We start from the raw sequence: 13,833 nt of genomic DNA, 5'->3' as shown, positions 1-13,833 counted from the left end.
GACTTAGGCTTGGGATTGGCAGGGTTTCAAAAGGAGCCTGTCATCGTAATTGGATCGCTTATTTTTTAGCATCAACTGCTTTTTCAGAGAGTACTTGCTCTTCATCGACGACCTGATTACGCCCCTTTTCCTTGGCAAGATAGAGTGCATCATCAGCACGCTCTAGAAAGCTTTTAGCATCATCTTTATCACCGTGAAATCGTGCAATACCAAATGAAGAAGTAATTGTTTTAAGGGGTTTATCCGAGTTCCTTTGTTTTAGATGCGCCGCTTGAATATCTTTACGGATGCCTTTCGCACGTTCAGTGGCTTGTTCCATAGAGCTTTCAGCGATAAGAATCGCAAACTCCTCTCCTCCGAATCGACAAATCGTTTCATTATCGCCTTTGGTTTTTTTCATCATGCTGGCAAAATAACGCAAGACACTGTCACCTACTAAGTGGCCATACGTATCATTGAAGTCTTTAAAATTATCAATATCAGCCATGACTAAATATAAGCTATTTGGAATGTCTTTAGCGTCAAACATTAACTCTTCAATTGCATTATTAAAGGCTTTACGGTTACCTACGTCCGTTAGTTCGTCTCTCATTGCTTCAGCTCGGGCTTCCACCAGCTGTTGGCGTAGTTCGCGGACGGCATCGGAGCTGTTAGATATCTCTTCTTGCAAAGCCATACTGCTTTCTTTCATTGATGAGGTCGATGTTAAAACGCTATGGGTGATTTTTTTGACGTCTTCGGCATTTAGGTTTGGATCAGAGAGTTGGTGAGTGCAATCATTAAGTTCTTGGGTGTGCTTTGAAAGCTTATTGCTCCATAGGTCCATTTTTTTGATCATGACATCCATTAAACGCCTGAATGCACGATCAAATTCAGAGTTTTCGTTTTCGTTTTCGTCTTCGGCTAGGTATTCATCATAAAGTCGTTTTCCAAGACGATCTGTATAACCAAAGGGATCGCTGAGGATGGTATCCATCTCTTGGCGAAACTTGGGGTTGTCACCTTTGTAATATTGATACCAAACCAAATAGTTTAAGGGGGTAGGGTTGATGTTTTGTTCTTCAAAAGCTTCAATTAACGAATCAAATATGCGTTTCGCTTTTTCAGGCAGATCTTTCGTGTCAATCATTGTGCTTAACCCTTTTATTCTATTTGGTTATCAAACGACTTAATTATTGAAATTTTAACATGAAAATAACACAACCAAGATAATAAGCATCGTTGATTTTCCTTTTGTGTGAGGGTTTATTTAAGGTTTGATGGATGTTGTAGTTGTGGCTTAACGAACTAGAAAAAGGTATAGTTTTATATTCATTCATATCGTTATCAGGAAGGCATAATGCTAAATGCAAGACAGCTAGAAGAGATGGCTAAAAAGATCGCTGAAGTCATACCACAAGGATTAGCTCAAGTACCTTCAGGTGTTCAAGATCAAATTAAATCCACTCTTTCTCGCACGTTCGAGAAAATGGAGTTAGTGAGTCGCCACGAATTTGATATTCAAGCAGGTGTTCTGGCTAAGACTCGTGCTAAGTTAGAAGCCCTAGAAAAGGTGGTTGCAGAACTTGAAGCCTCTATTAAATAAGCAGTATATGTGTTAGCTTGGATTTCATGCAAACGATGAACCTATCCTCCGTCACAAGTCGTGCCTTAAATGGTATTGAGTCCCCTGTCGTAACCGTTGAAGTGCATGTCAGTAATGGATTGCCTTCGCTGTCTATTGTTGGCTTGCCCGAGGCATCAGTAAAAGAGAGTAAAGATCGTGTCCGCAGTGCATTGCTTAGTTCTGGATTTCAGATTCCTCCTAAACGTATCACCGTTAATTTAGCGCCTGCAGACCTGCCTAAATCTGGAGGTCGTTATGATCTACCGATTGCCATAGGCATCTTGATTGCCACGGGGCAATTGGATGGCCCTAATATTGAACGTTTGGAATTTATTGGTGAGCTTGCTTTAAATGGTGAATTGCGGTCTATAAAAGGGGCTTTACCTAGTTTGTTGGCTGCACATTCGTCCTCCCGAATATGTGTTTTACCTGAAGGTAATCAGGCGGAAGCTCTGCTCTCCCAGTCGGCCAGTGACTTATCTGCAAACTTCATATTGGTACGTGATTTAAAAGAGGCCTGTCGAGTGGTCTTGGGGGAGCAATTAATACCGCCGAAAACTCAACTTAAAATACATCATCCCAATCTGGATTATCCACAGGACTTATCCGACATCAGTGGTCAGCTACAAGCAAAACGAGTTTTGGAAATCGCCGCCAGCGGTCATCATTCACTCATTATGGTCGGTCCGCCGGGTTCTGGAAAAAGCATGTTAGCTTCGCGTTTAGTCACTTTATTGCCTGCATTGACGCAGCAAGAAGCAATTGAAAGTGCTACGATTCATTCGATTACAGGTCAAGAGATTGGCGGTGAACATTTCTATAAAAGACCTTTTGTGAATCCTCACCATACGGCTTCAGCCGCAGCACTGGTTGGTGGTGGTTCTATTCCTAAGCCTGGTGCAATTTCTTTAGCGCACAATGGTTTACTGTTTTTAGATGAACTGCCTGAGTTTACTCGTAATGTGTTGGAAGCTTTACGTGAACCGTTAGAGAGTAAGCGAGTTGAAATCTCTCGTGTTAACCAGCAAGTGAGTTTTCCTGCTAACTGTTTGTTAGTCGCAGCCATGAATCCTTCTCCATCTGGGTTTTTCCCCGACGACCCTTTAGGTCGCTGTCAAGATACACCTGATCAAATACATCGGTATCAAAAGAAAATATCGGGGCCTTTAATTGATCGTATCGATCTGCACTTAGAAGTTCCTGCTGTTGATCTATCGGATTTACAAGGTGACGGTGCTGTCGGAGAATCAAGTGCGCAAGTTCGTGACCGTGTCATGGAGGTCAGAACCTTGCAGTTAAAGCGTCAAGGATGCTTGAATTGTGATTTAACTCCAAAGGAGTTGAAAGAACACGTTATTCTGGATGCGTTAAGTCTTGTTATCCTGGATAAAGCCGTCAATCAACTGGGTATATCCGCACGTGGCTATCACCGAATTTTAAGAATTGCCCGTACACTAGCAGATATGGAAAGGCTGGCCGATGTCGGTAGTCAACACATCGCAGAAGCGCTGGGTTATCGATCCTTAGATAGGATTCATTAGCCATGGATTCAATACTTGTTACCGCCCTGATGGTTGGCTTTTTAGGTGGGGTCCACTGTTTAGGTATGTGTGGAGGCGTTGTCGGCGCCTTGACCTTTAGTTTAGAGCCTAAGGCTCAAGCCAGTTGGTGGCGAATGCTACCGTTCCAGTTGGCTTACAATATTGGCCGTATCAGCAGTTATGTAATTATCGGTACCTTGTTTGGCTTCTTGGGGTCAGCTCTGGGTTCTCTTGCGACCTTTTTACCTGCACAGCAAGTGTTACAAGTTATTGCAGGCCTATTTATGATAGCGTTAGGATTGTATCTAGGAGGTTGGTGGTTTGGTCTGGTGGCTATTGAAAAGGTAGGCCGTTCTGTTTGGCAGCGTTTATCTCCCTATGCGGCAAAGTTTACGCCTGTTAAATATATTCACCAGGCCTGGTTGTATGGTCTTGTTTGGGGTTGGCTACCTTGTGGGTTAGTTTACAGTATGTTGATTATGGCATTAAGTGCAGGCAGTGCTTTACAGGGAGGGCTGGTGATGTTGGCGTTTGGTCTAGGAACCTTACCAAACTTGTTATTAATGGGTGTGTTTGCTTTCTACTTTACAAAAATATCACGTAACCTATGGGTGCGCCGTTTTGCAGGTGTTAGTGTTATGGTGATGGGTTTTTGGCAGTTATATCTTGCCGTCGTCGTCACTGTCTAACAATTGCTTGACTGACGAAACGGATACACATTCCCTATCTGCCACCAAACGAATGTGTTTTGCTAGACTTATGTACGTTACTCCGATGATTTCTGGGACCTAATGAAAGCTGTATATACAAAAAAGGCACCTGAATGAGGTGCCTTTTAGGATGAGTGATGATCAGTTTCTATTGGTTTGAATAATCGACATCAACACTTACATAGCTAACGTTGATATTTAAAACCTCAATCAAGTTACCCATACCATTTAAAATGCGATATTCAGCAATGGAGTGTTCACTTTCGCTTTCAACAAGCTTTCTTAGGGCGCTGATATACTCATCTTCGGTGTTTAAAAGATCCAGTAACGAGCGACGTCCTAAGCTGAACTGCTTTCGATAACCTACTAAGGTCTCATGTGTGAGTTTGATTTGTTGTTTAACATACTCAAGTTGCACACCTATCATTTTCCTAGCATCCCAAGCATAACGTAAATTCTCAATGGTCTGGCGACGAGTGTTATTCCGAATCTCAGCCGATTGCTGTACGGCACTTGCAGTACGGTCACGGTTGGCAGTGTCTTTACCACCATTGTATAAGTTATACCGCATTCTTAGCATCGCTTGAAAATTTTGATTTTTACCACGAATCCCACTGATATTGTCATCAAAGGTTTGTGCAATCTCTAAATCTACGCGTGGGTAATAGAAACGTGCAGCCGCATCATGTTGTGCACGCGCTTCAGCAATGTCAGCATTCGCTGAACGTAGAGTAGGGTGCTGCAACAACGCGATGTTAGTGGCTTCTTCAAGTGTTGCGGGGAAGTTATAGTCAAGAGTGGGTTTGATTAATTCATTATCTGGTAAACGTCCTAAAACGCGATGAAAACTCGTCAGTGCATCGCTATAGTTGTTTTTAGCGGCCGCAAGGTTTGAATTTGCAAGTGCTAAACGTGCTTTAGCTTGATCGACTTCAACCTGATTACCAATTCCAGCATCACTTCTTTGGGTAATTTGGTCAAGAATACGTTCATGAGTCAGCTTGTTCTCCATAGAGAGCTGCTGTAATTCTTGTTCTTTTTGTAAAATAATATAAGCAGAGACCATATCCAAAGCAATTTTGTTAGCTTTAGATTGGCTGGTATACGCTGCGGCATCTAAACGTGCTTGTTGACGAGCAATCTCATTTTCGGTACCAAAGCCCTCAAATAGGTTTTCAGTCAGACGAATATTTGTTTCAGTGCGCGTTAAACTGCTATTTAAGGCTGAGTTCTCGCGCTCAATTTCTTCAAGACCAATACCTGCTCCCAAATCAATGACGGGGTACCAGCTACCTTCGGCTCCTTTAAGATCAGCATTGACCCCTTGATGAACCTTAATTTGTTCTCTAAATTCAGGGCTGTGCATTATCGCATCTTCAACCGTCGGTGCAAGTTCCATTGCTTGGCTAGTTGTCACGAATGTAGTATTCAATATAAAAGCACTACTTAATGCTAACAACAGTTTGGAATGACAAAATTGTACTTTCATGAGGTTCTCTCTGTTTTTAACAAAGCAGTAGATACGTTAAGCTAAGTTAAGTTAATAAATTTTATGAATAGTTTTTGATTTTTAGAACCAGTGAAAGACGGTCAGAAACTTGAAATTTCTCAAACATATTGTGCATATGTGCTTTTACTGTACGTTCCGTTATATTGAGTTGCTCAGCGATCTCTTTGTTACTCTTGGATTTTAGGACTAATAAAGCAACTTGTTGCTCTCTATCGGTCACTATTTCCATCCAATGGTCATCCAATGTTTGAGCATGGGTGACGGATTGAATCATATTTTGCAAAATTTCAGGGCCTAACCAAATGCTGCCTGCAGAAATCGTAACCAGTGCTTGCTCAATTCTTCCCACGCTTGCAAAAGTATTAAGGTAGCCTTTTATTCCAAACTGAAATAGAGCTAACCCCTCAGTGGTTGAGGGTTCATTACAAAATAGCAGCACATCAAATTTTTGTTGAACAATTTTTTTAACTTGCTCAATATTCGATAAGTCAGATAGTTGGATTAACACGATACATTCATTCGCTGTAAATCGTTGATCTAAACTGTCTAAATCGTATAGAATTTTAGTGTCAGTCCCGCAAGCCTTTAACCAGTTTTTTAATGCATTTGGATCTTGTACAAAAATCAATGGACGTTTCATTAAACGCGAAGCCCTCTTTATCACTAGGCTTAGAGGAGACAACACGTTCGACTAAGCCATATTCTATTACAATTAAGTGGTTGATTACAGTTGTTACTGGTTATTTTTACTTATGACTCTCGCAGCGCTAGGTCTTTGGCTTTAATAATGGGTTTAAGTAAATAGTCTAGTACGGTATGTTTTCCAACGATAATGTCGACACTGGCCGTCATACCGGGTAGCAAGTAGAGAGGTTTAGCATCGGTCCCTAAATGATTTTGATCCGTCTTGATTCTAGCGATATAAAAGCTGTTGCCGTCACTGTCTGTAATGGTATCGGCTGAGATGCGAATAACTGTAGCATTCAGTCCTCCATAGATGGCAAAGTCATAAGCTGTGAATTTAACTTTGGCTTTTAATCCATCATAAATGAAACCTATATCCGCAGGTGCTATTTTAGCCTCTAAAACCAAGGCATCGTCATCGGGTACAATTTCAACAATATCGCTGCCGGGCTGAACCACTCCGCCGATGGTGTTGACGAGGATCTGTTTAATCGTCCCATTGACGGGTGACTGAATATCGGTTCTTTTGACTCGGTCAGCGAGTGCCAGCTTAGATTTTTCTATTTGACTAATTTCCGCTAAAGCCTGATTTAGCTCTTCATGAGCATCATTCATAAAAAGCTCTTTGGCTTCAATGCGTTTAGAACGTGATTCCATAATAATGGATTTAATTTTTGGAATAGAGTTCTGAACCGTTTTTAGTTTGGAATACGCATCATTTTCTTCGCGTTGTAATTTAAGTAAGTCTACTTTAGAGGCAATGCCTTGTTTCACTAGAGGTTTCATCAAAGATATTTCTTGATTCAGCAGGCTACGTGAACGAGCCAGTTGAGTATTTTGACTTCGTGCTTCTTCAAGTTCAAGTTTCTTTTGTTCTATCTGTTGAGCCAAAATGTCATCGTTGGTTTGATGTTGTCTGTAGCGTCCTTCATACAAACGATACTCTCGATCATAAAGAATTTGAATTCTTGGATCGGTTGATGCCTTAACGGCTTTAAAAGGTTTACTAAAGGCTTCGGCCGTTAAACGTTGTGCTCGAGCCATTAATTGGGCTTCTTTGACTTCACTCTCATCAAAAGAACTAGAGAATTGAGTATTGTCCAATTTAAGCAGTGTTTGCCCTTTTTTAACTTTATCGCCGGCACTTATAAGCATTTCCTCAATGATGCCACCCTCAAGGTTTTGAATAACCTGAATTTCTGTGGAAGGAACGACTTTGCCTTCGCCACGCACAATTTTGTCCAATTCAGCATAGTTGGCCCACCCAATAAGCCATAGGATAACCACTAAAATAACCCAAACAATCCATTGAGATTTTGCAGTCGGTTTCTCTAAGGCGGCTTGGCTTAAGCTTGACATGAACTCTATATCAGACTCTATAATCTGTTGTTGGCGCGTTTTTTTAGGTTGAGTCTCTGGCATGATGATCGCTTAGTTCTTCTTATTAATTTTGCCGGTTTTAAGAGCTTCTAATACGGTCTGTTTTTGGCCATCAGCAATGATTTTGCCATTATCCATAACCATTAATCGATCCGTTAATTGTAGTAAGCTCATCTTGTGCGTTACTAATAGAGAGGTACTGTTCAAGGTACCTTTTTTGAGCCTATCGATCATCACTTGCTCTGTTTTGGCATCCATTGCATTGGTCGGTTCATCGAAGAGATAGATGGCCGATTCAAGCAGAAGTGCTCTGGCGACTCCAATGCTTTGACGTTGACCACCTGAAAGAGAGGTCCCGCCTTCATTTACCTTGAGGCTGTAACCTGAAGGGTGTTGTTTGATAAAATCATCCACGCCGGCTAAGCGGGCGGCTCTTAAAATGGCACTGTCCTCAATATACGGAGCTTTATACGAGATATTATCCCGGACATCGCCGCTAAACAGGGTGACATCTTGTGGAACGTAATTGATATTTCGGCGTAGTTCAGCAGGGTCGAGTTGAGTGATATCAATCCCATCAATTAAGATAGAACCTGTGCTGGGTTTGTAGAACCCGAGAATGAGTTTTTGGATGGTGGTTTTACCTGAACCGATACGGCCGATAATGCCAACCTTTTCACCTGCTTCTATTGTGAAAGTCACGTTGGTTAAAGCAGATTTAGTTTCGCCCGGATAAGTGAAGCTAACATTATTAAATTCAATACGCCCTTCAAAATTGGGGTGCTGAATGAACCGTTTAGAAGAGGGGCGTTCAACTTCTTTCTTCATAAGCTCATTTAAGGAGTTCAGGGCAGTTTTTGTTTGTTGGTAGCTGGATGTGAGGTTCGCGAACTGTCCCATTGGCCCTATGGCGCGTTGACTTAACATGACAGTCGCAATCAAGCCCCCCATCGTCATGTCGCCTTCTTTAATCAAATAAACGCCCGCTAATACGATGACAATGGTGCTCATTTGTTGCATAAACCCCGTCGCACGACCAATCGAACTTTGCAACATTTTAGATCGAATACTGGCTTTAGCGATTTCCCCGACGGCTTGCTCCCATTTCCACTGGGCGCGGGCTTCTACACCAAGGGCTTTGATTGTCTCAATGGCACTGAGCGTTTCAATAAGGATGGCATTTTTTTGGCTACTGGCCTGATAGCTGGCTTCTATGCTACGTTGAATAGGGCCTTTTAGGAGTATGCTATAAAGCAAAATGATGAAAATAATTGCAATGGGTATTAAGACAATGCTACCTGCAATATAGAAAATAACAAATAAGAAAATAAAGACAAATGGGAGGTCAACTAAGGAAGCGATTGTTCCAGAGGTAAAAAAGTGACGAATACTATCGAATTCTTTTAATGTGTTCGCAAAGGCTCCAATGGATTCGCCGCGATTTTCCATCGTAAGACCTAAGGTCTGTTGAAATAATTTCGCCGACATGAGTACATCGCTTTTTTTACCAGCCACTTCAAGGAAATAGGAGCGTAAATATTTAAGAATAATGTCAAACATATAGACTACACTGACCCCAATTGCTAACACCCAAAGTGATTCAATGGCGTTATTGGGCACAATTCGATCGTAGACATTCATGACAAAGAGTGGATTTGCCAGGATAAAAAGGTTGATAACAATAGAGGCAATTAAAACATCTCGATAAATTGCTTTTGAAGTCCATAAAGTACTCCAGAACCAATGACCATTTTCAAAGCCAATTAAATCTTCAGACTTTTTATCATAGTGCGTTTTTGAAGTGAGATAGACGGCAAAACCTAAATAATCTTCGTTAAGCTTTTCAAGCGGTATTTTTATAGAACCCTCTTCAGCTTCCGGCAAAATGATTCTGGCGGTTTCTGAATCAAGGTCAATCGCTTCTAAAATACAGGCTTGGTGGTTCTTCAGTGTGAGTATGCAGGGTAATACGAGGTTGGATATCTCTTCAATGCGCCGCTCTTTAAAGTTGGCGACCAAATTCGCACGTTCCGCAGCGCGTGAGAGCATTTCAGGGGTTATATTATCTTTATCGATAGGTAAGCCAGCAATTAAGGCGGCTTTCGAAAATGGCTGACGGTTGAGTTTGGTATAGAGTACTAAACAGTCGAGTATTGGGCTGTAAAGCTCTTTAGAAGTAGCTTGTTCAATTTTAGCTTCATCTGTCGTCTCAAGCGTCTTGCTATCTACTCGATTTTCACTTACCTCAGATGTGGGTGTTACGGTCGAAATTTTGACGGCAAAGGAATCATTTGTAGAGGACTTTTTAGATGAGATAGGATCCGTCATGTTTTTAAAAAACCACTCTAATTTAAAAAGACTTTGTCTGGAACTTTACCGATTAAAGACCATCGCATTCTGAATACCGCTTACTTAATATTTTAACCTCTTAATGATTATTTTTGTTGAATAATGGTAAACAAAAGATTTTATTTATGTAAGAGCCTGCATTGTTAGTGCTCTAACGGACTCGGTGCGCCGTATAAAAACCCTTGGAAATAATCCACTCCCAATTCGGTAAAAGCCTTTTGTTGAGCTTCGTTTTCGATGGCCATGGCAATCACTTGAATATCCAAGCTTTTGGTCAGTTCACATAAACTAGAGACATAGCTACGAGTTTGCTCATCATTTTCAATCGCTTTACTAAAGGCGGCATCAAGTTTGACATAGTCTGGTCTAAGCTCTTGAAGATAGCGCATATTTGTCAAACGACTACCAAAATGATCAATACCAAATTTCACTTTACGTTTCTTAAGTTCCTGAATCAGTGGCCATGATAAAGTTTTTTCCTCAGCCACTAATCTTTCCGTCATTTCAAATGCCATATTTTTTAGATGCTTGCTTGAGTCATGTAACGTTTGCATAAGCCATGTTTTCAACGCTTCATTTTCTAAGACCGATTTAGAAAGGTTGATCGCAATGGCGGATGTGGATTCTTGAGTATTAAGATGGTGAATTGCAAGATTGATAACAAGTTTATCAAGATCGGCTGTTTTGTTTAACTGCTCAACGGCAGGCATGAAATAACCGGCTGAGCGGATTGTGCCATCAAACTCTTTGAGGCGCACAAAAACTTCTTGATCATGTACGCTACGATCTAGGTTATAAGCACTTTGTTGGAAAAGTAAGAAGCGTTCTTCTGAAAAGGCATCGTTAAGTGTTTGTTCCCATGGCTTGTTGTGTATGTTGGATGCTTCGCCGCTGTCGTAAAAGAAGGATTTATTTTCACCTAGCTGGCTGGCTTGATCAATGGCAAAATCAAGGTTAGCCAGTATTGCCCCTCTATTTTGATCTGGTAGATAGTGCATGTATGCAAGGGATAAATTGGTTGGCACCGATTCAGTCGTCAGTGTTTTTAGAATGGAGGGCGTGTTTTGGCGAATGGCTTCAATTAAAGGCTGCACTTGGGTGATGCTACTGCCCGGTAATACGGCGACTAATTCGGTACCATTGAGACGGGCGAACAGGTTGTTGGGATGCCATAGATGTAATTTCATGCTTTCAGCAACAGATTTAATGAGCTTATCACCCATTAAATAACCGTATTGGTCGTTTAGGTCTTTGAGTTTGTTTACTCTAATGATGCAAATAATGCCTGCTGTTGCCTCTTCATTAGGGGCTAGTAGACCGTCGATAATCATTTCAAAATGACGACGATTGCTGAGCCCCGTCACGCTATCTTGATAAGCCATTTTTTGCAGCTTTTCAGCAATATTTGCATCCCTTTCAAAAACGGTTTTTAGTTTCATCACCATGGCATTCATTGCGGTAACGACTTGACGAAATTCAATGGTAGAAGGTAGGCTGTCTTGATATAAGTACTCTTTTTTGACAATGGCTTGTGCTTGCTCTTCCATCTGTTTTAAAGGTTTTAGCATGTACTTGAGTGTGTAGATAATAATGACAATGGCTGCCGCGGCTGAGAGTAGAAACCAAATTAATAAATTAATCATCGACTGCCAAAGTTCTGTGTAGGCATAACCTGTATGGCTGACCACTGTGAGAGTGCCTATGGGTATCCACCCCGATTGTACAAGTGCTTCTGCGGGCGGTGCCGTGAGTGATATTTTTTTGATAAACCAGTCAGGTACGGCTTCTAATGTTTGAGTGTTATCTTTTTTGTAGAGGGGCTTGTTATCCATGTCGGTCAAATAAATAGAGGCATAATAACCGCGATCGAAAACCGCATTAATCATCGTCTCCATACTAGACAGGTCAGTAGGATCTTCAATGGAACTCAGTGATAGGCCAAGAGATGTGGCTGTATCTTGTGCATGTGTACTTAATTGTTCCTGCAAGAATTTTTTAGTGTTACTTAAATTCAAGCTAAACGTGCCAATCAATACGATGATTAACAACGAAGCTATAAAAAGAATCATCTGTTTATTTAAGCTCATGCTTTAGGTCCTTTTGAAAGCGGAAGGTTCGTCCATTGACCGTGTAACGGTTGATTGACATTAACGTATGTGAAACTAACAATATATCGATTTGTATCCTGCAAGGTCATAAAGGTTTTAACCTTTTTAAGAGTTTATTCCAGGCGGTGAGTTTTTTTGTGCCACCCGAAACCGGTTTTCCTTTACCACGCTCTTTGGCAAGCCAGAGACCATCACCGTTAAAACTGTAGATCGGCACCAGATCTTTACGTTGAGTGGCCGGAAAAATTTTCTTGTTAATATTGTCTAACACCAATGGGATGGATCTAGGTTTTTCGAAATAAGTGAGTACCATGTGCGCCTGATTCAGACGGATGGCTTTAACGTAGGTTAAATACAGTTTCTTTTGCGAGACCCCTAATGCTTTTAGAGTAAAGTATTTGGCGATCGTATAATCTTCACAATCGCCACCATCGGTTGCCAACAATTCTATGGGAGTCGCCCAGTAATCTTTTTGATTCCAGTGGTCGATATCAGTGACATAGCGGACTTCATTAAAGAAATCATTAACATTTTTAAGCTGAATAGCTTCTGGTTGGTGGATGTTTTCATCCACGAGCGTTTGCCATGCCTTTAAACGCTTTCCTGCCAACATGCCATAAGTTTCTGTTGCCTGTTGTATCTCTTTTGCTGAGACAATACGTGGGGTCTCAGCTGCGGTCACCCAGGCTAAACCAAAAAGTGTCATCAGAAATATGCTAACTGTATTTAAGCCATACCGTGAAATCATGCGAACAGTTTATCGGGGGTTAATTGTAAAGGCAATACTCAAAGTGAGGCTAATGTAAATAGTCCATGATTTAAAGGCTGTTTTAGTCTAAATGGCATAAAAAAACCCACTTAACGTGGGTTTTATTGTTCCATCCCCCTCTCTGGAGGTTTGAACGCTTTTGACTCAATAGAGAATTTTCGTCAATTTCTGTGGGTTATTTATCTTAATTTCATCTCTTTAGGTAAAGTTAAAGAGACTGATTTTGGTAATTCTGTCTGTGGAGTGATTTTAAATTGGATACGTCTATTTTCTTGACGCCCTAATACCGTTGTATTATCTGCAACCGGTTCCATTTCACCTTTTCCTGAAATATAGATTCGATCAGGATTGATGTCGAATTCAGTGACAATGAAGTTTTTGGCGCTGTTCGCACGGCGCCAGGAGAGCCGTTTGTTCATTTCTGCGTCACCTTGTGCGTCAGTGTGACCTGTGATCAAGATCACTTCACCTGTTTTTAAGTCACCTAGAGGGGCCGCATCCTTGAGCAGGATGCCTGTCTGATCTGAACGAATTTCGTGTTGAGCACTGTTGAAGACAATATTGGAAATGACAATCGATTTTGGCACACAGCCTTGCTCATTAACCGTTGCCCCTTCAGGGGTGTTAGGGCAGGCATCCTTACTGTCTAATATATAATCACCATCGGCATCACCTTCGCAGCCAAATACATTGACTGGAGTGCCGGCTAAGCTGTCTGGACATTGGTCAAGACGATCAAACACACCATCTTGATCGGTGTCCAGTTCACAACCAAACTTATCTACGGAAACGCCGATCAAGGTATTAGGACAGTGATCAAGTTTATCTTGAACGTTATCTTGGTCTAAGTCCTTATAAAGTGTATCCACAATGTTTGCATCGAGGCTGATCAGGCTTTCTGCTGCATAGTTGGCTGTACTTTGTGTCTTCGCTTCTTCTTTTGCTGTGACGGGTAAGGAGGCCATTGAACCCATCACTAAGATACTTGTGATTAAGGTTTTTTGAAATTTTTTCATAAGAAGTCTCTGTCGTTCGTTATGTGATTAGGTCGCTAAGTGAAGATCTAAGTGTGTTATTCGTTATTGAGCCTCGACCAGAAGTCACGGCTTAGGCAAAAGCATATATTCTTAAGCCCTCATTTCTTGAGAGTTATTTTATACTATGATACTGCTTTTG

General features: G+C 41.3%; 11 protein-coding genes. 3 read left to right on the top strand and 8 right to left on the bottom strand.

Going from position 1 to position 13,833, the window contains the following annotated elements; all coding sequences use genetic code 11:
- Positions 1 to 58 precede the first annotated feature (58 nt).
- Positions 59 to 1,129 carry a GGDEF domain-containing protein gene (locus tag F612_RS0107790; protein ID WP_019557202.1) on the bottom strand — a complete coding sequence of 357 codons (1,071 nt, stop codon included), beginning with the start codon at positions 1,127 to 1,129 and terminating at the stop codon, positions 59 to 61.
- A gap of 210 nt (positions 1,130 to 1,339) precedes the next feature.
- On the opposite strand from F612_RS0107790, the gene F612_RS0107785 reads away from it, so the two are divergent.
- The 3 genes from F612_RS0107785 to F612_RS0107775 are packed head-to-tail and all read left to right on the top strand — an operon-like array spanning position 1,340 to position 3,836.
- A complete protein-coding gene (locus F612_RS0107785) occupies positions 1,340 to 1,585 on the top strand; it encodes an accessory factor UbiK family protein (protein WP_019557201.1) in 246 nt (81 codons plus the stop codon).
- 26 nt (positions 1,586 to 1,611) lie between these two features.
- Positions 1,612 to 3,147 (top strand): YifB family Mg chelatase-like AAA ATPase, encoded by a 1,536-nt coding sequence (locus F612_RS0107780; protein WP_019557200.1) that lies wholly within the window; start codon positions 1,612 to 1,614, stop codon positions 3,145 to 3,147.
- 2 nt (positions 3,148 to 3,149) lie between these two features.
- On the top strand, positions 3,150 to 3,836 hold the full coding sequence (locus tag F612_RS0107775; RefSeq protein ID WP_019557199.1) for a sulfite exporter TauE/SafE family protein: 687 nt from the start codon (positions 3,150 to 3,152) through the stop codon (positions 3,834 to 3,836).
- Between the two features lie 169 nt (positions 3,837 to 4,005).
- Here F612_RS0107775 and F612_RS0107770 read toward each other — a convergent pair whose 3' ends face one another.
- The 7 genes from F612_RS0107770 to F612_RS12390 form a co-directional block, all read right to left on the bottom strand.
- Positions 4,006 to 5,346 carry a TolC family outer membrane protein gene (locus F612_RS0107770; protein ID WP_019557198.1) on the bottom strand — a complete coding sequence of 447 codons (1,341 nt, stop codon included), beginning with the start codon at positions 5,344 to 5,346 and terminating at the stop codon, positions 4,006 to 4,008.
- Positions 5,347 to 5,407: 61 nt separating this feature from the next.
- Positions 5,408 to 6,007: a response regulator transcription factor gene (locus F612_RS12395; protein WP_019557197.1), complete on the bottom strand. Its 600-nt coding sequence runs from the start codon at positions 6,005 to 6,007 to the stop codon at positions 5,408 to 5,410.
- 110 nt (positions 6,008 to 6,117) lie between these two features.
- The gene (locus tag F612_RS0107760) at positions 6,118 to 7,473 is read right to left on the bottom strand and encodes an HlyD family type I secretion periplasmic adaptor subunit (RefSeq protein ID WP_019557196.1); all 1,356 of its coding nucleotides are present in this window, start codon (positions 7,471 to 7,473) and stop codon (positions 6,118 to 6,120) included.
- 9 nt (positions 7,474 to 7,482) lie between these two features.
- On the bottom strand, positions 7,483 to 9,759 hold the full coding sequence (locus F612_RS0107755; protein WP_019557195.1) for a type I secretion system permease/ATPase: 2,277 nt from the start codon (positions 9,757 to 9,759) through the stop codon (positions 7,483 to 7,485).
- A 164-nt stretch (positions 9,760 to 9,923) separates the two neighbouring features.
- Positions 9,924 to 11,867, bottom strand: coding sequence for a bifunctional diguanylate cyclase/phosphodiesterase (locus F612_RS0107750; RefSeq protein ID WP_019557194.1), 1,944 nt, complete (start codon positions 11,865 to 11,867; stop codon positions 9,924 to 9,926).
- Positions 11,868 to 11,973: 106 nt separating this feature from the next.
- The gene (locus F612_RS0107745) at positions 11,974 to 12,594 is read right to left on the bottom strand and encodes a transglutaminase-like cysteine peptidase (RefSeq protein ID WP_019557193.1); all 621 of its coding nucleotides are present in this window, start codon (positions 12,592 to 12,594) and stop codon (positions 11,974 to 11,976) included.
- Between the two features lie 242 nt (positions 12,595 to 12,836).
- Positions 12,837 to 13,673, bottom strand: a complete 837-nt coding sequence (locus F612_RS12390) for an OmpA family protein (protein ID WP_019557192.1) — start codon at positions 13,671 to 13,673, stop codon at positions 12,837 to 12,839.
- Positions 13,674 to 13,833 lie beyond the last annotated feature (160 nt).

Origin of the sequence: Thiomicrorhabdus arctica DSM 13458 (assembly GCF_000381085.1) — a bacterium.
In the GTDB taxonomy this organism is placed as follows: domain Bacteria; phylum Pseudomonadota; class Gammaproteobacteria; order Thiomicrospirales; family Thiomicrospiraceae; genus Thiomicrorhabdus; species Thiomicrorhabdus arctica.
Note: the sequence above shows the minus strand (reverse complement) of the source record. Positions and strands in the feature narration are given on the sequence as shown.

What these genes read in the sequence shown, in the direction of transcription:
- F612_RS0107745 (WP_019557193.1), bottom strand. Translation starts at nt 12,594, where the DNA reads ATGACACTTTTTGGTTTAGCCTGGGTGACCGCAGCTGAGACCCCACGT.
- F612_RS0107785 (WP_019557201.1), top strand. Translation starts at nt 1,340, where the DNA reads ATGCTAAATGCAAGACAGCTAGAAGAGATGGCTAAAAAGATCGCTGAA.
- F612_RS0107760 (WP_019557196.1), bottom strand. Translation starts at nt 7,473, where the DNA reads ATGCCAGAGACTCAACCTAAAAAAACGCGCCAACAACAGATTATAGAG.
- F612_RS0107790 (WP_019557202.1), bottom strand. Translation starts at nt 1,129, where the DNA reads ATGATTGACACGAAAGATCTGCCTGAAAAAGCGAAACGCATATTTGAT.
- F612_RS0107770 (WP_019557198.1), bottom strand. Translation starts at nt 5,346, where the DNA reads ATGAAAGTACAATTTTGTCATTCCAAACTGTTGTTAGCATTAAGTAGT.
- F612_RS0107755 (WP_019557195.1), bottom strand. Translation starts at nt 9,759, where the DNA reads ATGACGGATCCTATCTCATCTAAAAAGTCCTCTACAAATGATTCCTTT.
- F612_RS0107750 (WP_019557194.1), bottom strand. Translation starts at nt 11,867, where the DNA reads ATGAGCTTAAATAAACAGATGATTCTTTTTATAGCTTCGTTGTTAATC.
- F612_RS12390 (WP_019557192.1), bottom strand. Translation starts at nt 13,673, where the DNA reads ATGAAAAAATTTCAAAAAACCTTAATCACAAGTATCTTAGTGATGGGT.
- F612_RS0107780 (WP_019557200.1), top strand. Translation starts at nt 1,612, where the DNA reads ATGCAAACGATGAACCTATCCTCCGTCACAAGTCGTGCCTTAAATGGT.
- F612_RS0107775 (WP_019557199.1), top strand. Translation starts at nt 3,150, where the DNA reads ATGGATTCAATACTTGTTACCGCCCTGATGGTTGGCTTTTTAGGTGGG.
- F612_RS12395 (WP_019557197.1), bottom strand. Translation starts at nt 6,007, where the DNA reads ATGAAACGTCCATTGATTTTTGTACAAGATCCAAATGCATTAAAAAAC.